At 57.2% G+C, this 26,168-nt stretch carries 24 protein-coding genes and 1 pseudogene; 14 read left to right on the top strand and 11 right to left on the bottom strand.

Annotated elements, in window-relative coordinates:
* Window positions 1-83 precede the first annotated feature (83 nt).
* The 3 genes from AK821_RS14660 (at window position 84) to AK821_RS14650 (ending at window position 6,046) form a co-directional block, all read left to right on the top strand.
* The gene (locus AK821_RS14660; protein WP_064390332.1) at window positions 84-1,241 is read left to right on the top strand and encodes a response regulator; all 1,158 of its coding nucleotides are present in this window, start codon (window positions 84-86) and stop codon (window positions 1,239-1,241) included.
* 43 nt (window positions 1,242-1,284) lie between these two features.
* Window positions 1,285-5,664, top strand: a complete 4,380-nt coding sequence (locus AK821_RS14655; RefSeq protein WP_064390331.1) for a response regulator — start codon at window positions 1,285-1,287, stop codon at window positions 5,662-5,664.
* Between the two features lie 187 nt (window positions 5,665-5,851).
* On the top strand, window positions 5,852-6,046 hold the full coding sequence (locus AK821_RS14650) for a hypothetical protein (protein ID WP_064390330.1): 195 nt from the start codon (window positions 5,852-5,854) through the stop codon (window positions 6,044-6,046).
* 10 nt (window positions 6,047-6,056) lie between these two features.
* Here AK821_RS14650 and AK821_RS14645 read toward each other — a convergent pair whose 3' ends face one another.
* Together AK821_RS14645 and tspO are read right to left on the bottom strand one after the other, a co-directional pair.
* Complete coding sequence (locus tag AK821_RS14645; protein ID WP_064390329.1) at window positions 6,057-7,043, bottom strand: alpha/beta hydrolase; 987 nt, start codon at window positions 7,041-7,043, stop codon at window positions 6,057-6,059.
* Window positions 7,043-7,483 carry a tryptophan-rich sensory protein TspO gene (gene tspO, locus AK821_RS14640; protein ID WP_064390328.1) on the bottom strand — a complete coding sequence of 147 codons (441 nt, stop codon included), beginning with the start codon at window positions 7,481-7,483 and terminating at the stop codon, window positions 7,043-7,045. Before tspO ends, AK821_RS14645 begins: the two co-directional genes overlap by 1 nt.
* Window positions 7,484-7,656: 173 nt before the next feature.
* Here tspO and AK821_RS31050 point away from each other — a divergent pair, with 173 nt between their 5' ends.
* On the top strand, window positions 7,657-7,893 hold the full coding sequence (locus AK821_RS31050; protein ID WP_236708318.1) for a hypothetical protein: 237 nt from the start codon (window positions 7,657-7,659) through the stop codon (window positions 7,891-7,893).
* Window positions 7,894-7,935: 42 nt separating this feature from the next.
* On the opposite strand, the gene AK821_RS14630 is transcribed toward AK821_RS31050, so the two are convergent.
* Window positions 7,936-9,447, bottom strand: a complete 1,512-nt coding sequence (locus AK821_RS14630; RefSeq protein ID WP_236708315.1) for an EAL domain-containing protein — start codon at window positions 9,445-9,447, stop codon at window positions 7,936-7,938.
* Between the two features lie 533 nt (window positions 9,448-9,980).
* On the opposite strand from AK821_RS14630, the gene AK821_RS14625 reads away from it, so the two are divergent.
* Entirely contained in the window at window positions 9,981-11,900 is a 1,920-nt protein-coding gene (locus AK821_RS14625; protein WP_064390325.1) for a tyrosine-protein phosphatase, read from the top strand.
* 396 nt (window positions 11,901-12,296) lie between these two features.
* On the opposite strand, the gene AK821_RS14620 is transcribed toward AK821_RS14625, so the two are convergent.
* The gene (locus tag AK821_RS14620) at window positions 12,297-13,268 is read right to left on the bottom strand and encodes an AraC family transcriptional regulator (protein ID WP_064390324.1); all 972 of its coding nucleotides are present in this window, start codon (window positions 13,266-13,268) and stop codon (window positions 12,297-12,299) included.
* A 267-nt stretch (window positions 13,269-13,535) separates the two neighbouring features.
* On the opposite strand from AK821_RS14620, the gene AK821_RS14615 reads away from it, so the two are divergent.
* From AK821_RS14615 to AK821_RS14590, 6 genes are all read left to right on the top strand, one after another.
* Entirely contained in the window at window positions 13,536-14,339 is an 804-nt protein-coding gene (locus tag AK821_RS14615) for a 2OG-Fe(II) oxygenase (RefSeq protein ID WP_064390323.1), read from the top strand.
* 20 nt (window positions 14,340-14,359) lie between these two features.
* A complete protein-coding gene (locus AK821_RS31145) occupies window positions 14,360-14,482 on the top strand; it encodes a hypothetical protein (RefSeq protein WP_256585524.1) in 123 nt (40 codons plus the stop codon).
* Window positions 14,483-14,602: 120 nt separating this feature from the next.
* Window positions 14,603-16,750, top strand: coding sequence for a hypothetical protein (locus AK821_RS14610; protein WP_064390322.1), 2,148 nt, complete (start codon window positions 14,603-14,605; stop codon window positions 16,748-16,750).
* Window positions 16,751-16,997: 247 nt separating this feature from the next.
* Window positions 16,998-17,354: a DUF7079 family protein gene (locus tag AK821_RS14605; protein ID WP_064390321.1), complete on the top strand. Its 357-nt coding sequence runs from the start codon at window positions 16,998-17,000 to the stop codon at window positions 17,352-17,354.
* Between the two features lie 952 nt (window positions 17,355-18,306).
* On the top strand, window positions 18,307-18,672 hold the full coding sequence (locus tag AK821_RS14595; RefSeq protein ID WP_064390319.1) for a DUF6124 family protein: 366 nt from the start codon (window positions 18,307-18,309) through the stop codon (window positions 18,670-18,672).
* A gap of 177 nt (window positions 18,673-18,849) precedes the next feature.
* Window positions 18,850-19,215: a DUF6124 family protein gene (locus AK821_RS14590; RefSeq protein ID WP_064390318.1), complete on the top strand. Its 366-nt coding sequence runs from the start codon at window positions 18,850-18,852 to the stop codon at window positions 19,213-19,215.
* Window positions 19,216-19,327: 112 nt separating this feature from the next.
* On the opposite strand, the pseudogene AK821_RS14585 reads toward AK821_RS14590, so the two are convergent.
* Window positions 19,328-19,672 (bottom strand): annotated as a pseudogene (locus tag AK821_RS14585) (hypothetical protein); the annotation flags it as partial.
* A 189-nt stretch (window positions 19,673-19,861) separates the two neighbouring features.
* On the opposite strand from AK821_RS14585, the gene AK821_RS14580 reads away from it, so the two are divergent.
* A complete protein-coding gene (locus AK821_RS14580; protein WP_064390317.1) occupies window positions 19,862-20,227 on the top strand; it encodes a hypothetical protein in 366 nt (121 codons plus the stop codon).
* 63 nt (window positions 20,228-20,290) lie between these two features.
* Complete coding sequence (locus AK821_RS14575) at window positions 20,291-20,587, top strand: DUF7660 family protein (RefSeq protein ID WP_201783039.1); 297 nt, start codon at window positions 20,291-20,293, stop codon at window positions 20,585-20,587.
* Window positions 20,588-20,723: 136 nt separating this feature from the next.
* On the opposite strand, the gene AK821_RS14570 is transcribed toward AK821_RS14575, so the two are convergent.
* Window positions 20,724-21,338: a TetR/AcrR family transcriptional regulator gene (locus AK821_RS14570; RefSeq protein ID WP_064390315.1), complete on the bottom strand. Its 615-nt coding sequence runs from the start codon at window positions 21,336-21,338 to the stop codon at window positions 20,724-20,726.
* Window positions 21,339-21,469: 131 nt separating this feature from the next.
* On the opposite strand from AK821_RS14570, the gene AK821_RS14565 reads away from it, so the two are divergent.
* The gene (locus AK821_RS14565) at window positions 21,470-22,687 is read left to right on the top strand and encodes an MFS transporter (RefSeq protein WP_064390314.1); all 1,218 of its coding nucleotides are present in this window, start codon (window positions 21,470-21,472) and stop codon (window positions 22,685-22,687) included.
* A 211-nt stretch (window positions 22,688-22,898) separates the two neighbouring features.
* Here the strand turns inward: AK821_RS14565 and AK821_RS14560 are convergent, their stop codons facing one another.
* The 5 genes from AK821_RS14560 to AK821_RS14540 form a co-directional block, all read right to left on the bottom strand.
* The gene (locus AK821_RS14560) at window positions 22,899-23,372 is read right to left on the bottom strand and encodes a hypothetical protein (protein ID WP_064390313.1); all 474 of its coding nucleotides are present in this window, start codon (window positions 23,370-23,372) and stop codon (window positions 22,899-22,901) included.
* A 37-nt stretch (window positions 23,373-23,409) separates the two neighbouring features.
* Window positions 23,410-23,631 (bottom strand): hypothetical protein, encoded by a 222-nt coding sequence (locus AK821_RS14555; RefSeq protein ID WP_064390312.1) that lies wholly within the window; start codon window positions 23,629-23,631, stop codon window positions 23,410-23,412.
* A gap of 156 nt (window positions 23,632-23,787) precedes the next feature.
* Window positions 23,788-24,849: an alpha/beta hydrolase family protein gene (locus AK821_RS14550; RefSeq protein WP_064390311.1), complete on the bottom strand. Its 1,062-nt coding sequence runs from the start codon at window positions 24,847-24,849 to the stop codon at window positions 23,788-23,790.
* Between the two features lie 130 nt (window positions 24,850-24,979).
* A complete protein-coding gene (locus AK821_RS14545) occupies window positions 24,980-25,693 on the bottom strand; it encodes a DUF695 domain-containing protein (protein WP_122660630.1) in 714 nt (237 codons plus the stop codon).
* Window positions 25,694-25,778: 85 nt separating this feature from the next.
* Window positions 25,779-26,156 (bottom strand): c-type cytochrome, encoded by a 378-nt coding sequence (locus AK821_RS14540; protein WP_064390309.1) that lies wholly within the window; start codon window positions 26,154-26,156, stop codon window positions 25,779-25,781.
* Window positions 26,157-26,168 lie beyond the last annotated feature (12 nt).

Genomic DNA, 26,168 nt, shown 5'->3' with positions numbered 1-26,168 from the left:
GCGGCGTTTCTAGCTACGCTTGCCAGCAAGAGACTGGCGTAAGTACGCCAGCTCTTGAATTGCGGACTCGGGAGCCAACATACATGGATAGCATGCAGGACGTTTACCCATCAGCGACCGTTCTGGTGGTCGACGATACACCCGATAACCTGATGCTGATCGCAGAGTTGCTCAAGGACAAATATCGGGTCAAGGCCGCCAACAGCGGCGAAAAGGCCCTGCGCCTGCTACAGGCAGACCCGCTTCCCGACCTGATCCTGCTGGACATCATGATGCCGGGCCTGTCCGGTTATGACGTTGCCGAGCAGCTCAAGCTTGACGCTCGCATTCGCCACATACCGATCATTTTCCTGACCGCCATGACCGCTACGCAGGACGAGATTCGCGGCTTGAGCCTCGGTGCTGCGGATTACATCACCAAGCCGATCATTCCCCCGGTTCTGATGGCCAGGGTCGAGACTCAGATCAAGCTCAAGGCCGTTGCCGATTTCCTGCGCAATCAGAACGATTTTCTGGAGCAGGAAGTGCAACGGCGCACCCGCGAGGTGATCGCCATCCAAGATGTCACGATCCACGCCATGGCCTCGCTGGCTGAAACCCGTGACAACGAAACCGGCAACCACATTCGCCGCACCCAGCACTACATCAAACGCCTGGCTGAACTGTTGCGCAATCACCCGCGCTTCCGGGACTTCCTCGACGAGGACACCATCAAACTGCTCTTCAAATCGGCACCGCTGCACGATATCGGCAAGATTGGCATTCCTGATCGCATCCTGCTGAAACCGGGACGGCTGACCGCCGAAGAGTTCGAGATCATGAAAACCCACACCACATTGGGGCGCGACGCCATCCAGCACGCCGAGGATCAGTTGGGAATAAACGTCGACTTCCTTCATCTGGCCAAGGAAATTGCCTACGGCCACCAGGAAAAATGGGATGGCAGTGGCTATCCACAAGGTGTGGCCACCGATGACATCCCGATCAGCGCCCGATTGATGGCCGTGGCGGATGTCTACGATGCGCTGATCAGTCGCCGCGTGTACAAGCCCGGCATGCCCCACGAGCAGGCGGTGAAAATCATCCGCGAAGGCCGGGGCTCGCATTTTGATCCGGACATCTGTGACGCGTTTCTCGCCAATGCCGAACAGTTTCGCGCAATTGCCGAGCGATTTGCCGACAGCGACCAGGACATGGCCAGGCAGTTAGCCCTGCTTGAGCAAATTGCTGATCGTCCCTGAGCCCCGCGCATCACTCTGCACATCCAGCTGAAAGAGGCCGTTTATGAACAGACTGTTCGAGATGCTCGAGCGCCTGTCCCTGCGCAGCAAATTGATCATCGGCTTCGCGGCGTTGATGACATTGATCCTGATACTCGGCGTGCAAAGCCTGCGCACCCAGTATTCGCTCAGGCATGAAATGCAGCAGTTGTACCAACAGGATCTTGCCGGTATCCAGCATGTGCAGGAAGTTCGGGTGCAACTACCGCATCTGTTGCTGGCCATGCAACGGGCGATCGCGACCAATAACGCCGACATCCGCATCAGCGCCAGGGCGCAGATGGACCGCGCCCAAGAGCGCCTCCTCGAAGCGTTGGCGCAGGTGCGTCCAACACTGCGCAGACAGAGCAGCATCAGCAGCCTGCTGGAATTCGAACGGGTATTACAGCGTCTGCAAAAAGATGGCGATGAAGCGTTGGAGTTCGCCGGCAAGGGGTCCTTGGGTCAGGCCTTGATGTTGCTCAACAGTAAGGATTTTCTTGCGTTGGAACAGGGCGGCGACGGGTTGCTCAACCAGATCGAGAAAAACAAGGAAGCCGACATCCACGATACGGCGAAGAACCTCGCTGAGTACGCCCAGCGCAGCAGCATGATCACCTATGTCTTGCTGTTGGGCGGTTCAACGCTGGCTTTGCTGTTGACCTGGCTGGTCAGCTATTCCATTCGTGTGCCGCTCAACCGTGTCCGCGTGGCGGTTGATGAATTGGCGTCGGGCAAGCTGGACGGCCAGATCCCGCACACCGACCTGCGCAACGAAACCGGCGACTTGGCGCGGGCCATTGCCACGCTGCAAGTGGAGGCTTGTCAACTTGAACGCCAGCGTTGGGTGAAAGGCCATGCCTCGCTCCTGCAAGTGGATCTGCAACAGGCAGAGACGCCACAGCAGTTGGCCCAGGCTTTTTTCAGCCGCATCGCGCCCCGTTTGGGCATGTGCCAAGGGGCGCTTTACGTGCTTTATGAGGGCGCGTCGCGCCTGCAATTAGTCGGCGGTTATGCGGTGGACAGTGAGCACCCGTTGCCCGCCGAGCTTGAGCTCGGTGAGGGGTTGCTTGGCCAGTGCGCACTGGATCGTCAACCCCGTCAGCTTGAGGATCTGCCCGAATCGTTCTGGCATGTGCGCGCGCAGTTGGGCGCAGCAGCCGCCAGCCATCTGATGGTGCAGCCGGTGCTGCGTGGCGAGCGCCTGCTCGGGGTTGTGGAAATGGCTGGCTTTCACTCGCTGGAGGAGAAAGAGGCGTTGCTCTTGCAAGAAGTCCTGCCGAGGCTGGCCGGTGCGATGGCCATTATGGAACGCAGCGAAGCAGCCCAAGCGCTGCTGCAGGAAACACGGCGCCAGGCTGACGAAATGGGCGCGCAAACCTTGCTGCTGGAACACCAAGCCAGAGAGCTGGAGGCCCAGCAAGCAGAACTGCGCGCCACCGAGGCCTGGTACCGCGGCATCATCGAGGCAGCACCGGACGGCATGCTGGTGCTGGGAGCCGACGGCCGCATCCTCATGACCAACCCGCAAATGGACACCTTGTTTGGTTACGCTCCCGGCGAGCTGATTGGCGCCAGCATCGAGCGTCTGGTACCGCAGGCTGCCCGCGAGCGGCATGTCAGGTTACGCGACGGCTTCATTGCCAGTGGCGGAACCCGGCAGATGGGCGGCGATCTGGACGATTTGAGCGGAGTACGCAAAGACGGCAGCCTGTTCTCCGTGGAAATCGGCCTTTCCCATTTGCCCCGCCTCGAGGGGCGTGGCGTCTGTGTGTGTGCCTCGGTGCGCGATGTCAGTGAGCGCCGGGCGATGGAAGCCAGGCTGCGAACTGCCAGCGATCGCCTGAACCTGGCACAAGAGGCCGGTGACATCGGGCTATTCGACGTGGATCTGGTCAGCGGCACAAACTATTGGACTCCCCAGCTTGAAACACTGTTCGGACTTGAGCCTGGCGGCTTCGGTGGCTCGTTGGCGCACTGGAAGGCGCTGGTGCATCCCGAGGATGTGGCGCGAGTCAGCAGCACGTTCGAGAACGCCGTTCAGAGTGGCGATGATCGCGTCGAGTTCGATTTCCGGATCGTGCGTAAAAACGACGGGCAGGTGCGTACGTTCCGCTCGCTGAATCGCTTCTCACGCACGCCTGACGGCAAGCCATTGCGCGCAACCGGCATCAACATCGACGTCACCGCACTGGCAGAGGCTAGGGCTGCAGCGGAAGAGGCCACGCTGGCCAAGAGCGAGTTCCTCGCCAACATGAGCCATGAGATCCGAACACCGATGAACGCCATCATCGGCATGAGCCACTTGGCGCTGCGTACAGAACTGGATAAACGCCAGCGCAACTACATTGAAAAGGTGCACCGATCAGCGGAGAACCTGCTGGGAATCATCAACGACATCCTCGACTTCTCCAAGATCGAGGCCGGCAGGATGAGCCTCGAACACGTGCCTTTCCGCCTGGAGGACGTATTCGACAGTTTCACCTCGATGATTGGCCTGAAGACCGAGGACAAGGGCCTGGAGTTGTTGTTCCAGATCCCGCCCGACTTGCCCACGGCACTGCTGGGCGATCCTCTGCGGTTGGGGCAAGTGCTGATCAACCTGGGCAACAACGCAGCCAAATTCACCGAGCACGGCGAGATCGTGGTCGGAGTGGAAGAAGTGGGGGCGCACACGGACAGTGTACAACTGCATTTCTGGGTCCGCGACACAGGCATTGGCATGACCGTCGAGCAGTGTTCACGCCTGTTTCAGTCATTCAGCCAGGCGGACAGTTCGATCACCCGCAAATACGGTGGCACCGGGTTGGGGCTGTCTATCTCGAAGAAACTGGTGGAGCTGATGGCCGGCCGAATCTGGGTCGAAAGTGAACCGGGGATCGGCTCTACATTCCATTTCCAGGTGCAACTCGGCGTGCAGCAAAACGTGCAGCCGCGCCGTATGTTCAAGGCCGGCGAACTGCTTGGTATGCGGGTACTGGTCGTGGATGACAACACCAGTGCCCGTGAAATTCTCTCGGGCATGGCACGCAGCTTTGGCCTGGAAGTGGATGTCGCGCAGAGCGGTAGTCTGGCGCTGCGCATGCTGGCCGACGCCGAGCACAAGGTATTGCCTTACGATCTGGTCTTGATGGACTGGCGGATGCCCGGCATGGATGGCATGGAGGCCGTGAGCAGAATGCATTCCGCCAGTCTGATGCGCACACCATCGGTCATCATGGTGACCGCCTTTGGCCGCGAAGAAGCCCGCGAAGAAGCCGAACGCCAGGGCCTCCAGTTGCCGGTGATACTGACCAAACCCGTTACGCCGTCCTCGTTACTCGAAGCCATCGGTGTCGTGCTGGGCAGAGACACGAACAGCGATACTCGGGCTGGCGAACGCTCCCTACAGAATGCCGATACCGTCGCCAGTCTCAAGGGAGCGCGGCTGCTTCTGGTCGAAGATAACGAACTGAATCAGGAATTGGCCAGCGAGCTGCTGGAAAGTGTCGGAATACGCTTGCGACTCGCCACGCACGGCCAAGAGGCCTTGGATATCCTCGGCGAGGATGGCGACTTCGATGGCGTGCTGATGGACTGCCAGATGCCAGTGATGGATGGCTACACCGCCACCCGGCAAATTCGCCAGCAACCGCGCTTCAGCACTCTGCCGGTGATCGCCATGACCGCCAACGCTATGGACGGTGACCGCGAGCGTGCGCTCGAATGCGGCATGAACGACCATATCTCCAAGCCACTGAATGTCGAAACCATGTTCGCCACCATGGCAAAGTGGATCAAGCCACGAGCCGCTCAAGCACCACTGAACGCAGTCTTCGCCGATGGCTTGCCAGATCGTCTTGAGGGCATTGATCTGGCGGCGGGTCTCGCCACCTGCATGGGGCGGCGGGATCTCTACTTACGTCTGCTCTGCAAGTTTCGCGATACTCAGACAGACTTTGCCGGGCAATTCCAGGCCGCACGAATCGATCCGGATCCTGGTGCCGCGGGACGGCTGGCGCACAGTTTGCGCGGCACCGCCGGCAACATCGGCGCCAAGGCTGTGGCGCAGGCCTGCACGTTGTTAGAACAGGCCTGCCAGAACGGCGAGCCGGCTACGGTAGTGCAAGCGCTAGCGATGCAGGTCGAGCATTGCTTGCTCCCGACCCTGGCGGCTCTGGCCGACCTTAAAACAAACACACCGGCCTCCATGGATGGCTACCCGCTGGACGACTCGGCAATCAGCGAGCAACTGAACAGGCTTATTGTTCTTTTGGACGAAGGTGATACGGCGGCTTCGGACGTGCTGGTGGCACTGCGCAATATGCCACTCGATCGAGCGATGGCAGAACGGCTGGCACTCGCCGCGGCGCAGGTGGAACTGTTCGACTTTGATCGCGCCTTGCAGCTCATTCAGGATAAATGAGTTGGGTAGCAGGTAGCCGCTAACCATTAACTGCGATTATCGAGTCGACCCAGTCCTGGCCAATACCTGGAACCCCAAGGATCCCGGGTACATGCCGATCAGCTAAGCTGTCTGCTCAGACGACTTGAGCAGTGCACGATGCAGCGAACAAATCCGCTTTCATGTTGGGAGTCGACGGGCAAAGGAAATGTTTAATTTCTTTTTGACGTTTTTGTTCGTGTTGATCCCCACGGCGTCACTTTCACTCGACAGTTATCTGCGTTACCGAGTGGCAAAAAACCGCCCGGTGAGCAAGGCGTGGAAAGGTTGCAATCACGTGCTTGCGATCCTGCTGATCATGCAGTTGCTGGGTTTGGCGCTGTACTTCTTTTACCTCGCCTGAGCCTGAACGTTTATGCCAGTTTGTCAGGCACCTTAACGGCCTCGATGCGCGCCGAAATCCATTGCCGACTGTAGGCCAGAACGCCCTGAGCGAGGGCCGTGGGGAAGTGGATAAAGCCGTGGGGCGAGGAGGGCAGCAGGTACATGTCGACCGGCGCCGATTGCGCCCAGCGTTTGGCCATGTCGAGGGTGTCGTCGCGCAGTGGATCGAGTTCACCGGCAAACAGCAGGGCGGGCGGGAAACCGCTGAAGTCGCCGTACAGGGGTGATAGCGGTGGCTGACGGCGCTGTTCGTCAGTCAGCTCCGGGGTGAGCAAGCGCAGTGCCTCGACCATGCCGGGGCCGTCCAGCACCAGTGTGTCGGCAGGCGCGCTGCGTACGCTTGGGGTTCCGGTCAGGTCGTAGACGCCGTAATACAGCAGCGCGGCGCTGATGCGTTGCAGCAACTCCGGCCACTGCTTGAGCGCCAGCAAGGTCGCCGCGGCCAGATGACCGCCCGCCGACTCACCGATCACCACGACGGGCAGACCGGCAAATTCGGCATCACTCAATACCCCGCGAGTGGCGCTGAGGCAGTCTTCCAGCAGACCTTCAAGCGGCGTCGAAACCGCTAATCGATAATCGACCGAGACCACCGTCACCTGACAGGTGTTGACGATGGCGATGTTGAAATTGTCGTCCATCTGCGCATTGCCGATCACCCAGCCGCCACCGTGAAAGTCCAGCACCACGCCTTTTGCCGGACCTTTGGGGCGGATGATCCGCACCGGTACATTCCCCAGCATCTTCTGCTCAGCCGTCAGACCATGCTCGCGCAACTTCCTCGCACCGCCGACCTGACTGACGCGCAACAGTGCCTGAATCAAGCGCGGTGTCAGGCGATTGCGGATCTTGAAACGCGGCAGCCAGGCGAGTTTGCGGTTGAAGGCGCGCACCTGCGCCAACTCGCGCTGGCCTTGCGGCCACGGTGTTTCGGTCCCCCAATTGGCATTGGTCATCAGCGGTTCTTGATCAGGATGGAGAAATTCAACGCGGCGGCCACGCACAACCACGCCAGATACGGAAACAGGATCAGACCCGTGATCAGGTCCAGTTGTATCGCCAGCACCACCATTGCCGCAACCACCAGCCACAGCACCGTGAGAATCACCATCGCCGCCAGCACCTGATGCGCGCCGAAGAACACCGGCGTCCACAGTGTGTTCAACGCAATCTGCGCCGCCCACAGCGCCAGCACAGTCTGGCTGCCGGGGATCAGGCTCAAACGGTAACCGGCCCAGGCCAGCAGCAGGTAGATAATCGTCCAGGCCACGGGGAACGCCCAGTTGGGCGGGGTAAAACCGGGTTTGTTCAGTGTTTCGTACCACGGCCCCGGTTTGAACATCACGCCGGTGGCTGCCGCTGCTGCGCAGGCCAGAAGAAAAATGAAGAAGGTCATCGCCGATCCTTGGCTGAAATCAGCCGGTAAGGGGTTTAAGAAAAGGACGCCCCGGCGCGCGAAAAGTTTGCTATGAAATCCAGATTGACCGGAGAGGCTATCCAATTTGAACTAAAAACTGACCACCGCGTCAGGATAATCAGTTGCCTTTTTCTACTGACGCGGATGACATCATGTACACCTATCACATCGATTACCGATTCAACGGCGAGCCTCGCACCTTTCTGCTTGAACTCAAAGAACAGCAGCTGGCCGAGCACGAGGCCGCGATGCATCTGCTCGAGTTGCACCTGGGCGACGCGGAAAATGGCCTGATCATGCCCACTGCGGATTCGACGGCCGAGGAGATTCTCGAGCAGGCCAAGCGGGTAGGGATTACGCAAATAACGGTTGTCGGCAAAACCAACTGAAGCGCGAAGCAGACGTTGGCTCATGCGCAAGGTTCTTCGAGCTTAGACCGGTATCGCTGCTTCCAGCGCTCCGTGCTCTACGTACGCTCTCTCTCTATAGAACCGCCAAAACTCATCCGCCGGCATAGCCTTACCAAACAGCCAGCCCTGACCAAACTGCACACCGTGACCGCGCAGGTAATCGCGCTGCGCTTCGGTCTCAATGCCTTCGGCAACGATCTGCAGACGCAGACTCTTGGCCATTTCGATGATGTGGCCGGTCACTGATCCGGTGGCCGCGTCTTGCTCGATGTTATCGACGAACGACTTGTCGATCTTCAGCACATCCAGCGGCAATTGCTGCAAATGCTGAAGACTGGAAAAACCGGTGCCGAAATCGTCGATGGCCGCCAGATAGCCCAGCTCGCGGGCGCGATTGACTGTCGTGCGCGCGGCGTCGATCTCGACGAAACCGCGTTCGGTGGCTTCTAGCCAGATCTGCTGTTGCTGCACATCGGCGCGGCATAATGCGGCCTCCAGCTTCGGCAGAAAGCGGCCGCTGCTGACGTCTTTGGCCGCCAGGTTGATTGCCACGTGCAAGCCGCGCTCCTTGACCAGCAACGGGCCGAGGTCGCGCATCACATTGTCGATGACCTGATCGGTGATCGGCAGAATCAAACCGCTGTGCTCGGCCAGGGGGATAAACGCATCGGGGCAGACCCGCGTACCGTCCGGGTGCTGCCAACGCACCAGTGCCTCAGCGCCAACGCAGGCGCCGTCGTCCAAGCGAATAATCGGTTGATAGTGAACGACGAACTCACGGTTGCGCACCGCCAATTGCAATTCGGCCAGCGGCGACAGGCGTTCGCGAGTGCGGCGCACGATCAGCAACACCAGCACGCCGGCGAGTAAACCGCCGATGGGCAGCATCAGCATTTCCCGGCGAACCAAGCCCTGCATCAGCTCATGGCGGGACAGCGCGGCGATCGCCACCCCGTCGCCGCCGTGCACGAGGGGGTAGAGGTAGCCGTCGTCGAGCCCCGAGTGCGGACCAGAATGCACCCGAGCGAGAAAGTGTTCCGCGCCGGGGCGCGAGGCGCTGACCAGTTGCCCGGCAGCGGGGCCGACGGCCAGATGCAGATCCTCATCGAGCGTTACATGCAGGAACTGCTGTGGATCGACCCGCACATTGAACGCGGCGTATTGCAGAGCCATCATCGGCTTGGCCGCGACGATGCGCGACTGCACACCGAGGGATACGCGCACACCGTCGGCGGTGATGAAGTCTTCCTGCCAAGGCGCCGCATGCTGGCCGACCGTACCCCACGAACCGCAGGCGTAAATCTCTTCTTCGACGTAACCGATCGACTTCACTGACAGGGTGTTGATGGTCAGCAGCCGCATCTCGTCGATGCTCTCCGGCGTGCAGGGGGCGAGGTTCGAACCGGCGATGCTCTTCAGCGCACCGGCTGCTTCGCTGAAGGTGCCATTGGCGCGGCTGGAGGCCACCGCCGCGAGGGTTTCCAGGCGCTGCTGCGCCGCCGCCAGATTCAACATCCAGGCGACGTAACCCATCAAAAGGAGCGGAAGCAAGACACACGGAAGGCCCAGGAGAACGCTCCCCCAGACAATGCGTTTTTTGTTCATTTGGCGCCACCTTGGCCACAAGGCCTGTGACGTGCGCACAGCACGGCTGTTTTCAGCCACTGCACAATAACGCCGCCGGGATCGGCGGATATTGTTGTAGATCAACTATTCCACTGCCTGACCCCAATCCCACAGGTTTTGTGGCAAAACCAATATCTCCAGCAGTCCCGAGATCCTTGTGGGAGCTGGCTTGCCAGCGATAGCGGTGGGTCAGATTGCCAATCAGTTACCTGACACGACGCCATCGCTGGCAAGCCAGCTCCCACAATTTTCGCGTCAGACTCAAAAACCACCAGCATCCAGAGTGCCGTGACTCACTCCACCATCCCACCCGATGGACAATTCACGCACCCCATGGCCCATTCGCGCAGGCATTTCCGTGCAGCGCGAATTTGTCATATTCGGTCTAAATCCGGTGCAGATAGTAGGCAGCCCAACGCTAACCGAAATGAGGCTGCACCGTGTTCCAACGTCTGCTGTGTTCGCTGTCCGTACTGAGCCTGTCCATCACCGCCGCCCATGCTGCCGAAACAGTGCCGCTGGACACCCCGCGCCTGAAAGGCATGGACAATTTCCGCGATGTCGCCGGCACCACCACCGCGTATACCACCGCTCACGACGGCACCATGCGCGCTGGCGTGTTCTACCGCGCCAACGCGGTAACTCCAACTGCCTCTGACTTGGCGACCCTCAACAGCCTCGGCATCAAAGCCGTTTACGACCTGCGTACTCCCAGTGAAATCGCCGCCACTCCCGACACAATGATCAGCGGCGCGACCTGGCAGAACATCGACATCATCGGCAGCACCACCTCCGGCGCGAACATCACCACCGTCTCGTTCAAAAGCGCCGCCGACGCCATCGCCATGATGGAGCAGACCAACCGTGCCTTCGTCAGCGACGCCGGCATGCGCGGCCAGTTCGGCAAGCTGTTCAATGAACTCGCCAGCGTCGATGCCGCGCAACTGTTCCACTGCACTGCCGGCAAGGACCGCACCGGCTGGACCGCCGCCGTGTTGCAGAGCATCGCCGGTGTCGACAACGCGACCATCATGGCCAACTACCTCGCCACCAACGACTACACCGCCGCGCGCGTCGCCGCCACGTTGAAAGCGATGCCCGCCAGTATGGCCGCCGTGTATGAGCCACTGCTCGGCGTGCAGGCCAGCTACCTGCAGGCCGGCCTCGACGAAGTCACCGCGCAATACGGCAGCATGGACAACTACCTCAAACAGGGCCTCGGCCTGTCGCAGGAAACCATCTACGTCCTGCGCGGCAAACTGGTCGAATACAACAGCCTGCCGGGCCAGGCCGGGCTGATCGGCAACGCCGCAGCCGGTGCCGAATTGCTCCGCCAATTGCAGAACACCAACCTGTCCGGCACCTACAGCGCCTACAACTACTACCTGCAATCGGCCATTGATGCCGGCACTCTCGGCGGTGTCGAATCCCAGGTCGGCGGTCAGGTCCACGCCGACGCCGCCAGCTACCTGCTGCGGCAAAACGCGATGATCGAACAAGCCGCCGCACCATTCGCCAGCGGCAGCGACCTCAAAGTCGGCCAATACCGCCTCTGGACCACCGCGCTCGCCGGCTACCTCGGCACCGACGGCTCGGCCCACGCCGAAAGCAGCAATGAACACAGCCAAGGCCTGATGGTCGGCATCACCCAGCGCCTCAGCGAACAACGCAGCGCACGCGGTGGCTTCGGCTACAGCAAAGGCACGGTCGGCGGCGCGGGGGGCGAAGCCGACACCGACTTCACCTTCCTCAACGTCGGCGCCCGCTACGGTTTCACCAGCCTCGAACAAGGCCTGTTCCTCGACGCCAACGCCAGCGCCGGCTACATCGACTACGACAGCAAGCGCGACCTCGGCGGCGGCCTCGGCACCGCAAAAGGCGACACCCACGGCAACCTCAGCGGCGCCACGCTTGCACTCGGCTACCGCGCCCCAATCAACGGCATGACTTTCGAACCAAGCCTCGGCTTGCGCATCAGCCACCTCGACCTCAATGGCTTCACAGAGAAGGGCAGCGAACTCTCCCTCGACGTCGACGACAACAGCGCCACCCGCCGCAGCGCCGTCGCCAACCTCAACGTCGCCTTCGCCCCCGTGGCCATGGGCGCATGGCAACTGGTGCCGGGCGTACAAGTGGGTTACGAACGCACACTGGGCGACAACGAAGTCGACAGCCAAAGCCACCTGCTAGGCCTCGACATCGAACAACGCGCCGCCTTCGACAACCGCGACCAATTCAGCGGCGGCGTCAACCTCATGGCCAACCTCGGCGCCCTCAGCCTCGGCGCAGAAGTGGGCGCCAACGGCGGTGGCGACAGCCATGGCTTCAACGGCGGCCTCAAGGCCAGCTACGCGTTCTAAAAGACACAAAAAACTGTAGGAGCGAGCCTGCTCGCGAAAGCGCCAGATCAGCCAACACCAAAGTAGACTGACCCACCGCCATCGCCAGCAGGGCTCGCTCCCACAGGTTTTGTGGGATGTCGACAATCTCCGGCACACCAGAAATCCTTGTGGGAGCTGGCTTGCCAGCGATTGGGCCAGCCCAGCCAACATCACCATCGACTGACCCACCGCCATCGCTGGCAAGCCAGCTCCCACAGTTTTGTGGCATGCCATCAATCCCAAAGACACCTCAAAAAAATGTGGGAGCTAGCCCTGCTAGCGATTAGGCCAGCACAATCAACATCACTGTTGATTGAGCCACCGCCTTCGCAAGCAAGCTCGCTCCCACAATTAGCATTCCAGCCTAAGAACCGATCAACCCCGCCCGCGCAAATCCGCCGGACTCACCCCAAAAGCCCCCTGAAAATACTGACAAAACCGCCCCACATTACTAAACCCGAACCGCAACGCCACCTCGGTCACCGACCCAGAACCCCGCTGCCTCAAAACCTCATAAGCCCGCTCCAGCCGCACCTGCCGCTGATACGCCACAATCGACATCCCGACAAACCGCCGAAACCCCTCCTGCAACGCGCGCTGACTGACATGGCTCAACCGCGCCAGATCCACACCACTGACCAACTGCTCCGGATGCGCCTGAATAAACTCCACCGCCAGCTTCACATGCCTTGGCGCAACCATCGGCGCCGGCCGCCGCAATGCCTCGGAAAAATTATGCGGCCACGCCTCCAGCACCGCGTCAATCAACATCTCGCGCAACCGCGACGGCATCAACGTCCCGCTGTTGAGCAACAAATCAAACTCAGCCCCCGTCGCCAGGTCAATCAACGCCCGAATCCCCTGAAACGCTGCAGTGTTCAGGTCCACGCTGGGTGCAAAAACGATCTTCTGCAGAATCGGTTTATCCAACAGCATCGACAACCGCTCGGTAAGCTGATGACGATTGATCGACATGCCGTGATGCGCATGATCATCAACAAAGCGCATCGAACGAATATCGGCCTTATCAATCGCCAGACCCACCTGCGTCACACCGATGGACTCGGTCGCGTGGTTGAAAACAATCTTGCCCGCCGTGGGGATCACAAACGTGATCTCATCCTGCGGATCGGGAAACGAAACGCTGAAATCGCCGTGGTAATGCATGCGCCGGAAACTGACGCCATCGTGCCGCCCATAAACGCCGCCGATGATGATGTTCGACGGCAGCGGCGGGGAGTCGGAATAACGGTTACCGAAGAATCGGGAGAACAACGCGCCGAAGTCATCGGAACGAAGATTGTCGGAGCGCAGGATGATTTGCTGGCGAACAGGAGTCGGAAACACCTTGGCGGCACCTTCGGTTGGGGGCTCTAGGACTGGGGTGTAGGGCAGGGCGCCGAGCAGATTAGCAGAGGCAATATGACGCGTTTGTGACAGTCAGAAACATGTCGTTACAGCGCCGCAACACGTTTGAGCAACGGACACTCGGCAGGCCATGCCCGACATGGCAACCTGCTCGCATCCGTACTCAGCAAAAAAACAAAGGCATCGCGCCGAGCGCCCAGCCTTGTTTACCGAGACCTGAAAGCATTCAAGTTAATTGGAGCGGCAATGCAAGCCAACACGCAAACACTCCCCATCAGCCTGACCCCGGAACTCGACTTCGACCAAACCGCCGCCAGCGCTTTCGGCGAATCGCTGACCCGCGAATACACCCAAGCCACGCCATTCCCGCACATCGTCATCGACAACTTCCTGCAAGCCGACGTCATCGCCAGCATCCGCGAACACTTCCCGGTCGAACCGACCAACAACGAACAAATCTACGAACGCGGCTACAAAGGCCAACTCAAACGCCAGATCAGCCCCAACGCCTGCAGCCCGTACCTGAAGAACGTCTTCAACACCTTCAACTCCGCACCAATGCTGGAGTTCCTCGAAAAACTCACCGGCATTCAAGGGCTGATCCCTGACCCTTATTTTGCTGGCGGTGGATTACACGAAACCAAAACCGGCGGCTTCCTCGGCGTGCACTCGGATTTTCGACTGAACAAAAAGCTCAATGTTGAGCGGCGGCTGAACGTGATTATTTACCTGACGGAGGACTGGCAGGAAGCGTACGGCGGCAACCTGGAGCTTTGGGATGTGGGGATGAAGAAATGCCTGAAGAAGGTGCTGCCTATTTATAACCGGTGTGTGATTTTTAATACGGATAAGGACAGCAATCATGGGCATCCGGAGCCGTTGACTACGCCGGAAGGCATCACTCGGCGGTCGATTGCGCTTTATTACTACACGGCGAGCGGGGTGAGTGGGGAGCCGGGGCAGAGGAATAAAACGCACTATAAGCCGCGGCCGAAGGATCGGTGGAGTTTGAGGTATTACGTAAATAAATTTTTGAAAAAGACAGGATGAAGGCTAAACCGAGCTTGATAATGGCGCTGATTCTGTGCTCATCGAATGTGCAGGAAATCGCGCAGGCTGATGCCGATGACTTTGGAGAGGTGCGCGCCGAAGTCGTCAGAACTGAAATTGCCGGGGAGAAGAATTATTTTTAAGGGTTGGGGAGCACCCTGCCTCGTTCCTAGCATAAAAATAATTGAAGTGAAGAAATCGAGCTAGTATTAATTATTCGCTTTCGTGCTTGATGGGCTAAAATTTAAATGGAGTTAAAAACAATGGATATTGAAAGCGTTGTAGTTATGCTGGATAGCAATGAAGTCTCTACTGATTTGATTGAAATAGTTGGTCGGGAACAGGCGGCTGCAAGGTTGAGTTCGAAGAAAATAAAGTATGACATTGAGAATAAGGTTTCCGAATTAATAGGCTTGATGGGTTCTAATGAAGTATACAAGGCAAAAATGCTCGCCCGTGCCCTTGTAATCTATTCTCCCGACAAGTCAATGGCTGAGATGAGGAGTGCTGGCGCATTCAGGTGTTCAAAGTATAAGTTTAAGACCAGTGTTGCTCAAGCTGTTGTCAAGGATCTTATAGCGTTCGGTGAAGTATTGAAACTTGATTTTGAGTTAAAGGGTTACTTGGACTCAGTAAGTAGCTTGCTTGCTTTTGGTTCGAAGGTTCGACAAATCCATGCTGGCGTTGTGGAAGTCGTAAAAGGTAGAAGGAAATTTGTTGTTAAAACCTTGCTGGCAAATTTGGAGATACTCTTCGCGACTCGTATGCCGGATTTCAACAAAACTTTATCGTCAGATGATGTTGAGCACTACAGTAATGAAGATCTTGCTGAGGCTTTTAGTTATATATTAAGGCTGCATCGAGATGAGTTTGGGGTTCGTAATGAATATTTTCAACATGTGGATGAGTCGGCTGTTAGTACACAGTTATACTGGGGTTTGTTAATTGATGCTGCGAAAATCTGCAATTACAAGGAGGCGGAGTTGCTTTTGGATGGGTTTCCGTTTAAGGCAGTTCGGCGGGCCGGTGACTTGGTTGTAGCGTCTATCGATCCTCGAGTGGAAAAATCAATTAGGCTCGGGTATATACAGACTATTCAGCAGATGTTGATTCGGAGGAAGGGCTTAGAAGAATATGTTTTTAATGAGCGAAACGAAAATAGACCCGCGTCTATTAAAAAATTTGCTGAAGAATTTTACGATGCTGGCAAGGAAAAAATAATATTTGTAAATCCACTGCCATTACCTCGGTATGTTTTAGGTTTTGTAATGGATCCAGAGCTTTTTAAGCCTTTCTCCACAGATGGTCTTTTTGAAGAAGAAATTGAAGCGCTTGTGCAGTTGGGTATAGAGAATTATGACTATGGGTCTTTGAAGGATGTTGATATTCGTGATGGTATAACAGCGCTTGATATTATGAAGGTTCAGCGGCTATTTAGGTTTTTCAGCGTTATTTATCAACGCGCTATTGCTGATCATGTTGCCAGTGATAAATATACGATTGCTTTGAGATCTGTACTGCCCACTTTCAGTGAAAGCCTACTCGAGCAGATTGTTCAAATGGTGCTTCCTGGTCGTGATTCCAAGAAAGCATTGTCCTTAATATCGTTAGAGCTTTCAAGTGCTGATCATATTGATATACAGTACACGCCGCTGATAAAGCTGAACGGGCATTATATTGTTGCTCCTGCACTTGTGGCTAATTCGAATCTTGCTAGAAACATATTTTGTGGGCAAAAAATTAAGCATCCTTTCCCGGGTGATATCGACCCAATGCAGAATATGCTTTTTCAAGCCCTAGAGTCGCAAGGGTTCTCGGTTGTGCAAGAACTGAAAATTAACTTTCAGAAAAGAGAGATTGAAACAGATATAGTCGCTTTTAAGGATGGTAAGTTATTTTTGATTGAATGCAAGAATCCCTACCATCCATGTAATGTACATGAAATGCGGAATAGCTTTGATCATGTGTCTTATGGTGCACGCCAGTTGAGTATCCGTAAGGAGTGGCTGGGTTCTGTAGAAGAGCAAAAAAGACTGTTCGCTGCTGCAAAATTTAAATATGAATCGGTGGATCAAATATATACCTGTGTAGCGGTGGCGAATAGAGTTTTTAATGGGTGTGAGGTAGGTGGGCATCCTGTCCGGCAAGGGCATGAATTGATAAATATGATAAGTTCAGGTGTCGTTAATATTGCCGGCGTGACGAGGCGGGTCTGGGAGGGTCTTGAATTTAAAGTTGAAGATCTCATCTCGTATTTGAATGGTGATACTACAGTGAAAGACTGTATGGCATCTTTCGTTGATATTGAAGTGAGCTACGACCTTAAAGGGCAATCCCTTACGTTTGGAACCTACGTTCTCGATATGGAGCGTTTGGTGGAGATTTCAAAAAGATATCCTGAAGTAAGCTGACTTGGTCGATTGTTCCTGTGGCTAATATCAAATATGTCCGGAGGTTAGCCACAGGAAAGTTGGTTTGCTTATATTCGTGTCCGACGCCCCTTGAGACGGGTAGAAAAAGGGGCCAGACCACCATAATCTAAAATGGTCGGGCGCTAGATATCCCTTAGTGGTTGGCATTCGAAGGATGGTCGACGGCGGGGGGGGCGGGCGAAGCGGTTGTGAGTTCATTGTATAAAGAACAGATGGAGTTTTCGTATTGCGGCATCTTCTGAGTGGACCACAACTGACAAAGATCAGAACGGCACTTTCAGAGCCATTCAACGATTTCCCGGTCGAGTATGATTTTGTCGCGGATAAGGTCAGAGGCGTCGATCCTGAAATCCTTTACGAAATCCTCTATTCAGAGGTCGCTCCTGTGTGTTTCACCAATCTTGTGGCCGCTGTACCACCGGTGTGGACAGGGTTCGATCCCGACATTCTCCAAAAGTCGATAGAGGAAAGGATAACCGCGAGAAAGCGTAATTGGTTTCGCCGGCAGTTCGACAAAGTGCTGGTGCGTTGGCTGAAATACAACTATGCCTACATCTGGAAGGAAATCGTCAGTAGGTTGTGAGCCAGAGAGGTTGACGTGGCTTGGCTCGCTGAAGCTTGAAGGCTGGTGACGACTACGGCTACTTATCCACGCTAAAAGGCAGCCTTTGTCCGAAAAACTGGGAGATTGCGAGATGCTGCGCGGAGCTGAGAGCAGTGAGGTTTACCAGGAATACTACGAGATCCTGCGTACTCCCGAGGCTAAACACGCGTTCTTGTACGTCATTGGATGGGCATCAACGCTGAAAGGCTATGACTGCTACCCAGGCTCGCACGGACACATCAAAGATTTTCGTTTCTTGCGTAACTACGACTGCGATTTTGCATTCATTCCGAACCAAAAGTGGATGTTGTTCTATTTCAGGAAGCCATGCCTCCGTCTCCCAAAATTTTCGCGTGATGAAATTATTGGAAGATTTCCCTGCGCAAAAGAGAATAAGTCCGGAGAGTTCACTGTCCGGCTTAAAAATATGAGCGACGTCATGCGCTTAGTTTGTTACATCGAAACCTAGGTGTGACCACGGTTTGTGGCATTAGGCGGTTCCAAACGGCCACATTAGGCCGAAGTGGTTTGTGCTGAATTTGTAGAAAAGCACTATGTAGGGCTAGGGCATTTCCCACGGGTAAACATAACCCCACAAACGCGTTTAAATTACACAACCCGTTACGCCACAAAGGCTACAACGCCTTGCGCCGTTGCCTACGCGTACGCCAGAATCCGCCGGCATACGCGACTATGCAGCGGGCTATATCGTTTCCTTGTCACTGAAAACAGTGATCGGGTTTGGTAGCCCGGTGTTAGTTGTACAGCCCACTGTCGTCGAGATTTCTCGCTCGATTATGGTGGCCATGTATAGGGCGTCCTAGGGCGCGCCGGATCCTAACACCCGGTCTACCAACCTCTGCATGGCCGCCACCCTTCGTTTGGTAGCGAAAGGGTGAAGCCTCCTTTAAATGTGTTAGGAGCTTCATCAATGTTCAAACCAACGCCAAACCCACCGGACATCGATCCGATCCCGTACGACCCATCGCTAGAACCCCAAAAGATAAAAGAGGCGACCGACCGCGCCATCAACTTCTATCTCAACTCCGGCTCACTGAAGCTTTCAATCCCTACCCGTAAGTCCAACAAGATCTTCCTGGTCGATCCCGCCGTGGACGAGGAAACCTTGCTCGTCGAAGCCTGCGAGTCGTTAGCCGCTGCCAGTGACATGGCGCGTGATATTGGCGATGTCGTTGACCACTCTCAGCGGCGGGCCATGCTGATGCTGCATCAGGTGATCATGCTGAGTGAGCTGATGGTGAATCGAGTCCTGGATGGGCGCCGTTTGCCGCACTAGTTGCTGGCTCGTTTACGGGGATGCCGCGCGCTCTGTGCAGGGGCTGCCATAGGTTGCGATTTTGGAAAGCAGATCAAAAGATCGCAGCCTGCGGCAGCTCCTACATGGGGGTAATTTATTTCGCGGTAGTCGTTTTTCTTGGAGTGCCTTGTTGGGTGCTTGCTGGAGATTCAGTTGATGTCCGAAACCACACACAATCCGCCGCTGACAGATCCGGTGTCGCCGTATGAATCGTTTGATTCGAGAAAGCTTCACGCGGCGGCGGAGCGGGCGCTCGATCATTATCTTGTGCCTGAGAAGATCATGGCCACGCCTTACAGCCCCAGCACTTTGTTTATGGTCAATCCGCAGTCCGATACCGAAACCTTGCTGGTCAATGCTTGCGAATCTTTGGCTTCGGCGACGGTGATGCTGGGGGATTTTGCCGGGATGCTGGAAGGGCCGAATCGCAATACGTTGTTGGGGATTGCGCAGGTCGTGATGTTGGGGGAGTTGGCGGTGAACAAGGCGCTGGATAACGTCGAGCTGAAGGCCCCGGCTTAGGAAGGGCAAGTCACTTGGTGGCAAAAAAGAATGGGGACGGCGTTATTGTTTGAAAATAACGCCGTCCCCATTTTCGTTTGCGTGGCCGCATCGTCAGGTTGCGAGGGAAATCAGCGTATCGCCCATCCTGCTCGAAGTACACGCGCAACCCGTTCTGCTCATCCTCACTACGGCTCGGCAGCAACAACGCCGCCGTGACGAACAGCGAGAGTGTCAGCATCACCAACATTAGAAATTCGAGAAACGAGAAGCTCTGTTTCACCACCGACAGTGCGTTGACCGCCCACCAGAATTGCAGCTGCATGGTAAACAGCATCACCGCCCAGACCAGCGCCACCCAATCTGGCTTGGCGACGCGGCGGATGCGGAACACCGTTAATACTCCGAGTAACAGGCGGGTGACGGAGAGCCCGAGGATCATTGAGAGGACGGTGGCGACGATCGGGAAGTTGCTCATCTTGCCTCTCGTGAACTCGGTTCTGGCTGTAAGGGTGTTTTGGGCAGACTAGGTGGGGCGGGTAGGACCGTCAAACGTGGCTGTGCGGTTGGGTTGGCAGAAAACGCCTGTAGCGCCTTGCTGCGCGGAGGTAATGAATTAGGATGCCCGCAGGCTGGAATGGATCTTCTCGACTAAGGATGTGTGTTTATGGAATCTGCTTTTTCGCAAGTCACCGAGCGTTTGAACAACCGCCGGTTTTCTGTGGCGAATAACGCTCAGGGCTTATCCGATGCGCGCACGGTGTTTGAATACTTCGTCGAAGGCGCGGCGGTTTGGGGGACTTATGCGGGTGGGCATATTCGCCAGGGCAACCAGGTCGGGCGGGTGACCGGGCCGGACACTATCGAGCTGCTTTATCAGTGCATCACCACGGATGGTGAGATTCGTGCAGGTTGGTCGCGGGGCGTGGTGGGGGTTGATGAGGCGGGGCGGACGACTTTGCGGTTTGTGTGGGGTTGGTTGTCGGGGGCCGAGGGTGGCGGGGAGTCGAGTTATGTTGAGGTGGTCGCTTAGCGATGGGGCATCTTGTGATTATCGCGTGCTGCTCGGCACTAATCTTTCAACGCAAGGATGGCCATGTCTGTAGATCTTGATGAGTTGCTGGAGCGTGTCACCGATGAGCAATCGTTCATCGATTTCGTCGCGGCGCTGGGTGCTGATTTCTCCCGTGAGCGGGCACTGGAGAAGGCGACACCATCGTCTGCTTATCAGGCGGGTGCGTTAGGCTGGGAAAATGGATCGGTCGATACGTTTCTTGATGCTGCGGCTGCTTGGGCGATGGCTACTTCGAGGAATGCTCAGGCGGATGCTGCCGTTTCTAATGTCTGGCAACGGTGCGCGGAGATTTTGTTGGCTGGGAAGTTTTACGAGTGAGGCTCGCAGATCATCCGCTTTAGGCCTGCATTTTTTTGATAAGAAAACGCCCAAGGGTTTGGCGTGTCCTGGATGGTTAGGACCGCGTACTTCCTTGGGCGAGATGGGAGCAGATTAAGTGGGGGCAATGTAGCCGTCAACTCTTCGCCATTACATCCCACGTCCGCATCACCTGCGTAATCGCCGCATCAATGCTTTCAATCGGCGTGTCATCCCGGGCGAGGATGGAAATCCCCTGCAGGAAGCTGTCGAACACGGTCGCCATGGCGGCTGCGTTCGCGTCGTCGGCTAACAGTCCTTCACTCACACCCCGCTCGACACACGCCACAATCCCGGCGCGGGTTCGGGCGCGGGAGTGGGTGAGGGCTTGGGCGACGTGGGCGTTTTCCGGGCTCGGGGCGCTCATGACGCCGAGGGTGACCATGCAGCCTTTGGGGTGGCCGTCGTCGCATTGCATGCGTGCCGATTGGCGCAGTGCGGTTTCGATGGCTTGGCGTGGCGGCAGGGTTTCGTCCCACAGGCATTCGGTGACTTGGGCGTAGGTTGCCAGGTAACGCTGCACGCATTCGTCGAACAGGGCTTCTTTGGAGCCGAACGCGGCGTAGAAGCTTGGCGCGGAAATGCCGCCGCCCAGTTCAGCCTTCAACTGTGCGAGGGACGTCGCGTCGTAGCCGTGTTGCCAAAACAATTGCATGGCTTGGTCGACGGCGTCGTCGCGATCGAATGCGCGGGGGCGGCCGGTTCTGGCCATAGCTGAAACTCCTCGGAAAGTGATTTGGATACTAGTCGATACATAAGTCGTTGACAACGGGCCTCGGCTGCCGCCAGTATTTTATATCGATCGGTACGCAAGTCTGAATTTCCAAACTCAAGGAGTTTCCCGTGACACCTTCATTGACTCTCTCGGCGGCGCCCAAACGCCTGCCCATTGGCGCGCTGTTGGCGCTGGCCATGACCGGTTTTATCTGTATCGTCACCGAAACCCTGCCCGCAGGGCTGTTGCCGCTGATCAGCGAAGGCTTGGCGATTTCGCCTTCGATGGCCGGGCAGATGGTCACCGCGTATGCGCTGGGCTCGGTGCTGGCGGTGATCCCGATGACCATCGCCACGCGCGGCTGGCGGCGGCGCAATGTGTTGCTGCTGACCATCGTCGGTTTTCTGCTGTTCAACTCGATCACGGCGCTGTCGTCGCACTATGGCGTGACGCTGGTGGCGCGCTTCTTCGCGGGTGTCGCGGCAGGGTTGGCGTGGAGTTTGTTGGCCGGTTATGCGCGGCGGATGGTCGAGCCGGATCAGCAGGGCAAGGCGTTGGCGCTGGCGATGGTGGGCACGCCGATTGCCCTGTCATTGGGCGTGCCGCTCGGCACTTGGCTGGGCGGGTTGGTCGGGTGGCGCACGACGTTCGGGTTGATGTCGGCCCTGACCTTGATGCTGATCGTTTGGGTGTTGGTGAAGGTGCCGGATTATCCGCCGCAGCCTGCGCATCAGCGTCTGTCGTTGCGCCGCGTGTTGACCACGCCGGGTGTCCGACCGGTGCTGGCGGTGGTGATCAGCTGGATGCTGGCGCACAACATTCTCTACACCTACATCGCCCCGTTTGTGGCGCCGGCGGGGTTGGCGGATCGCGTGGATCTGGTGTTGTTGGTGTTTGGTCTTGCGGCGTTGGCGGGGATTTGGTTGACGGCCAAACTGGTTGAGCCGCTGTTGCGCAAGACCGTGTTAGCCAGCCTGGTGATGTTTGCCGTGGTGTGTGTGGGGTTTGGATTTTGGGGCCGTGTGCCTGAGGTGATTTACCTCGGCGTGTTGCTGTGGGGATTGAGTTTTGGTGGCGCGGCGACTTTGTTGCAGACCGCGTTGGCAGATGCGGCGGGCGATGGCGCAGATGTGGCGTTGTCGTTGAATGTGGTGGCATGGAATAGCGCGATTGCCGGCAGCGGCGTGGTCGGCGGGGTGTTGCTGGATCGGTGGGGGGTTGCATCGTTTCCGTGGGCGATGGTGGTGTTGGTCGCGGTCGGGTTTGTGATTGCCTGGAGCGCTCGGGCGCACGGGTTTAAAGCGGGGCCGCGTGGTGCGGGGGCGGGGGCTGTGGTCGGGCACTGAGGTTGGGTGTCAGGTTGATGTGTTTTTGATGGGCTGACGTCATCGCTAACAGGGCTAGCTCCCACAGGGATGTGGGTGGGATTGGGATTTGTGGTTTGAGGTGAAAACCCATGTAGGAGTGAGCCTGCTCGCGATGGCGGCGGCTCAGTCAGCCTGATGTCGGCTGGACGGATGCTATCGCGAGCAGGCTCACTCCTACAAAGAACGTGGTCTAGCCCTGCGCTTCATCCTTCAAATCATCCAGCGTATCGACGATCGCCTCATCGCGGTCGGCCATCGCGTCTTGCATGTCTTTGGCGATGGTGGTCTGGATGGTCATGACTTTTTGCGCCAGATCGCGGCCCTGTTTCGAATTGAGGATGATTGCCATGGCCTGCTCGGGGTGCTGGTTGGCGCGAATCATCAGGTCGAGTTCATCGTTGTCGAAGTGATCAGCGTAGATTTCCACGACCATGTCCTTCAGGTCGTCGGGATCGATGTTTTCCCGCACGACGTTACGGATCTGCTCGCGCTCGAGCATCGGATAGCGGGTGGCGTAACCGGTGGACACCATTTCGATCATGTTGCCGTATTGCTTGGTCATTCCGCTGGACTCGACCAGTTTCTCTGCCTTGTCCTTGCTACCGCCGCAACCCGCCAGCGCCACGGCCATCAATACGGCCAGCGTTACTTTTTTCATGCTCATGAGCATCGTTCCTTGAAAGATTTGAAGTGCAGGAGGCTTAACGGCGACTCAGCGCGTAGGCGCCGGCGATGATCACCAGCACCACACCGCCGATGAATGCGCCGAGCGCAGGGAACATCGCCGCCGGCCACATCAGGCCCCGGCCGAGGTTGTAGAAGAAGCCTGCGTGGGAGTAGATGGAGCTGAACAGCCAGGAGTAGAGCGCGTAGATCAAGCCGATGACCAGATAACCGGAGATTATCTTTCCTTTGAGCGACATGAAGTCTTCCTTGTGCGGGGGTGAAGCAGGGGATGGATTTTGAGTAACATACTATTTCAGTAGTGGCACATCAATGGCATTGCTGACTCATCCGCTGAGCTTCACTCACACAAGCGCTTGATAAACCGGTTGTTCTTGTCTGCAAAGGCCTTGCTGTCAGCGCTTCACCAGACTGTCTTGCTGCTTCCAGGCCTGCTGCAAGAACTCGTTGATCAACGTTGCAACCTGCTGCTGGATAACCCCCCGAGGACGCGCAGCCTCGCCATCGCCACAAATGATTCCATCGCCAGGCACGTCTTCTTCAAGCAGTGCCACGGCACCCGGTTTGCACATGGCCAGGAAAGTGAAATGGCTGGCATCGCGGATCTCGACATACTGCGTTGACGCCTGCGGCAGGCGTTTGGCGAGGTCGGCTGACTCCAGTTGCGCAGGCAGATCCTGCGACGGCGCACCGGCAGCGATCACCAGCGCCGGCACCGGCAGTCCCGCCAGGCTTTCACTGGTCATCCCGCGCGAAAAACCGAGGTCGAGGGAAACCACGGCGGTGACGCGTTTGTCGCGCAAGTCGCTGGCCAATTGAGTTTTCAGTGCGGGCGTGCTGGCCGGATTGATCTTGTCGTAATTGATGCAACTGGCCAGTTGTGAATGAACCTTGCAGTCACGCGCAAACAGCTCCGGATCGAACCGCGCCCCGGCGATTTCAATGGCCGTCCAGCCGCCGAGCGAATGGCCCACCACAGCAATCTGGCGCGGTGCGACGGCGCCAAACTTCTGCGGCTGCGAGGTCACCGCCGCGATCGCCCGGCTCAGGTCGACCGGCCGCTGCCACAACTGCTCGGCGGCTTGCGGGCTACGGTCATGGGTGGTGGTGCCGGGGTGGTTGACCGCCGCGACGATGTAACCCTGCTGGGCCAACGCACTCGCCAGCCAGCCCTGATTGCTCCAGTTGCCCCGATAACCATGGGAAAGCACCACCAGTGGATGCTCGCCTGCGCTGGCCGGGGCGTCGCGCACGGCGGCATTGCCGACAAACACCACATCGTCGGCGATCAATTGTGGCGTGGCGGTGGTTGTGCCGGGATACCAGACCACCATCTCCAGCGCACGCTCATTGTGCGGGTCGGGCAGGGTCGAGGACTGGAAACCGATAGCGTTGACGTCAGCGAGAGCGCTGGTGGTCAGGCAGGTTAGAAGCAGGGCACCGAGAGCTGGTTTCAATGAGTGGATCTTCCATGATTGGGCGAGGGGGATAGCAATTTGCAATCCGCTGGCAGTGTGCAACACAGTTTGCACACTTTAAAGCTCCCCGCGCGCGATATTCAGGCCCGGCCGCAAGTGCCCCTGAATATCACTCCACGCACAGTTTCGGGGTAATAAGGATTTCCCCGGAAGCGTCGGCTTTACTTGTCCCTTCGACATTGTGCGCAGGATCTTTACGACCGCTCCACTCGACGGGATACGGCCCGGTCGGGGCCAGTATCGTTTGCATTCGAGTCATGAAATCAGCGTCGCTTCGGGCGTAGAAAACCCACTCTCGACGTTGCTCACCGGTCACTGTGCACACCCACTTCGCCAGGCCGTTTTCCGTTGCGGCCGACTTTAGCAAAGCTTCCATTTCATTCATGCGCACCAGATCGCGAGGTCGCGGCAGGAATTTCCGGGAAGTGTAGTTCCAGCGGATTTTCATCTTGAACGGCAACGCTTGCTGCTCCGCCGCAGAAATTTTGTTGGCAGTGTGGTAGCTCATGGGGCCTGGGATATCCGGGTAGTCGGAATCCTGTAGAGGGAACTCCCCCGGATCGGCGAGACGTGCTTGTGTATAAAGATCAGGACCAGTGCCAAGAATGGCCTTGAGTGCCGCATCTCTTTCGTCATTACGGTCAACCACACAGTCCTCGTAAGCGGCACTCTGGCTTGGGCCTTCATCCAGGCACGGGTCGCGATCGACCGGTGGCGGTGGATGGGAGCATCCAGCGTTGAGCAGAGCTGATGATGCCAACAGCATTAGCAGCGGCAAAGTGCGATTAAGGGTGTTTCGGTCGTTGGATTTAATGCGATTCAAAAACGTGCCTTCCTTGGGAGGGGCGGGGGAATAGTTTGGCGGCGAGAGGCGTGCCGGAAATGCCTGATTAATGCCGTTTATCAAATCAGCGACTTTTTGAAATCACGCTACTCATGTATTGATTCAAGTCGCGAAAGTCTTCAACGCTCCAGGCGTGCGGCGCTATTTTTACGCCGTTCTCGCGCAGGGTTCTCGGAATCAAGTCGCCATTGGGGCGAAGGATGATCGAGGAGACGATGACCCCCGGATAATCATTCAGGCGTTTCTTGAAGGCGGTTGTTGTCAGGTCAGGTGTCGGCGGCTGGCTTTTATTTGCCAAGGGGCCTGTTGCTTTGATATCTGCTCCGTGGCACATCGCACATCGCTGTAGATAAAGATTCTTGCCATTGGCGTTATCGGCAACGGACAAAGATGTTTGAACGATTGACAGAATTCCAAGCGCCGCGATGAGCAGTACTTTCATTTTTTCACGTGT

The sequence above is a fragment of the Pseudomonas sp. RIT-PI-r genome (assembly GCF_001297015.1).
Lineage (GTDB): Bacteria > Pseudomonadota > Gammaproteobacteria > Pseudomonadales > Pseudomonadaceae > Aquipseudomonas.
Note: the sequence above shows the minus strand (reverse complement) of the source record. Positions and strands in the feature narration are given on the sequence as shown.

What these genes read in the sequence shown, in the direction of transcription:
- AK821_RS14660 (WP_064390332.1), top strand. Translation starts at nt 84, where the DNA reads ATGGATAGCATGCAGGACGTTTACCCATCAGCGACCGTTCTGGTGGTC.
- AK821_RS14655 (WP_064390331.1), top strand. Translation starts at nt 1,285, where the DNA reads ATGAACAGACTGTTCGAGATGCTCGAGCGCCTGTCCCTGCGCAGCAAA.
- AK821_RS14650 (WP_064390330.1), top strand. Translation starts at nt 5,852, where the DNA reads ATGTTTAATTTCTTTTTGACGTTTTTGTTCGTGTTGATCCCCACGGCG.
- AK821_RS14645 (WP_064390329.1), bottom strand. Translation starts at nt 7,043, where the DNA reads ATGACCAATGCCAATTGGGGGACCGAAACACCGTGGCCGCAAGGCCAG.
- tspO (WP_064390328.1), bottom strand. Translation starts at nt 7,483, where the DNA reads ATGACCTTCTTCATTTTTCTTCTGGCCTGCGCAGCAGCGGCAGCCACC.
- AK821_RS31050 (WP_236708318.1), top strand. Translation starts at nt 7,657, where the DNA reads ATGTACACCTATCACATCGATTACCGATTCAACGGCGAGCCTCGCACC.
- AK821_RS14630 (WP_236708315.1), bottom strand. Translation starts at nt 9,447, where the DNA reads ATGGGTTACGTCGCCTGGATGTTGAATCTGGCGGCGGCGCAGCAGCGC.
- AK821_RS14615 (WP_064390323.1), top strand. Translation starts at nt 13,536, where the DNA reads ATGCAAGCCAACACGCAAACACTCCCCATCAGCCTGACCCCGGAACTC.
- AK821_RS31145 (WP_256585524.1), top strand. Translation starts at nt 14,360, where the DNA reads ATGGCGCTGATTCTGTGCTCATCGAATGTGCAGGAAATCGCGCAGGCT.
- AK821_RS14610 (WP_064390322.1), top strand. Translation starts at nt 14,603, where the DNA reads ATGGATATTGAAAGCGTTGTAGTTATGCTGGATAGCAATGAAGTCTCT.
- AK821_RS14595 (WP_064390319.1), top strand. Translation starts at nt 18,307, where the DNA reads ATGTTCAAACCAACGCCAAACCCACCGGACATCGATCCGATCCCGTAC.
- AK821_RS14590 (WP_064390318.1), top strand. Translation starts at nt 18,850, where the DNA reads ATGTCCGAAACCACACACAATCCGCCGCTGACAGATCCGGTGTCGCCG.
- AK821_RS14580 (WP_064390317.1), top strand. Translation starts at nt 19,862, where the DNA reads ATGGAATCTGCTTTTTCGCAAGTCACCGAGCGTTTGAACAACCGCCGG.
- AK821_RS14575 (WP_201783039.1), top strand. Translation starts at nt 20,291, where the DNA reads ATGTCTGTAGATCTTGATGAGTTGCTGGAGCGTGTCACCGATGAGCAA.
- AK821_RS14570 (WP_064390315.1), bottom strand. Translation starts at nt 21,338, where the DNA reads ATGGCCAGAACCGGCCGCCCCCGCGCATTCGATCGCGACGACGCCGTC.
- AK821_RS14560 (WP_064390313.1), bottom strand. Translation starts at nt 23,372, where the DNA reads ATGAGCATGAAAAAAGTAACGCTGGCCGTATTGATGGCCGTGGCGCTG.
- AK821_RS14555 (WP_064390312.1), bottom strand. Translation starts at nt 23,631, where the DNA reads ATGTCGCTCAAAGGAAAGATAATCTCCGGTTATCTGGTCATCGGCTTG.
- AK821_RS14540 (WP_064390309.1), bottom strand. Translation starts at nt 26,156, where the DNA reads ATGAAAGTACTGCTCATCGCGGCGCTTGGAATTCTGTCAATCGTTCAA.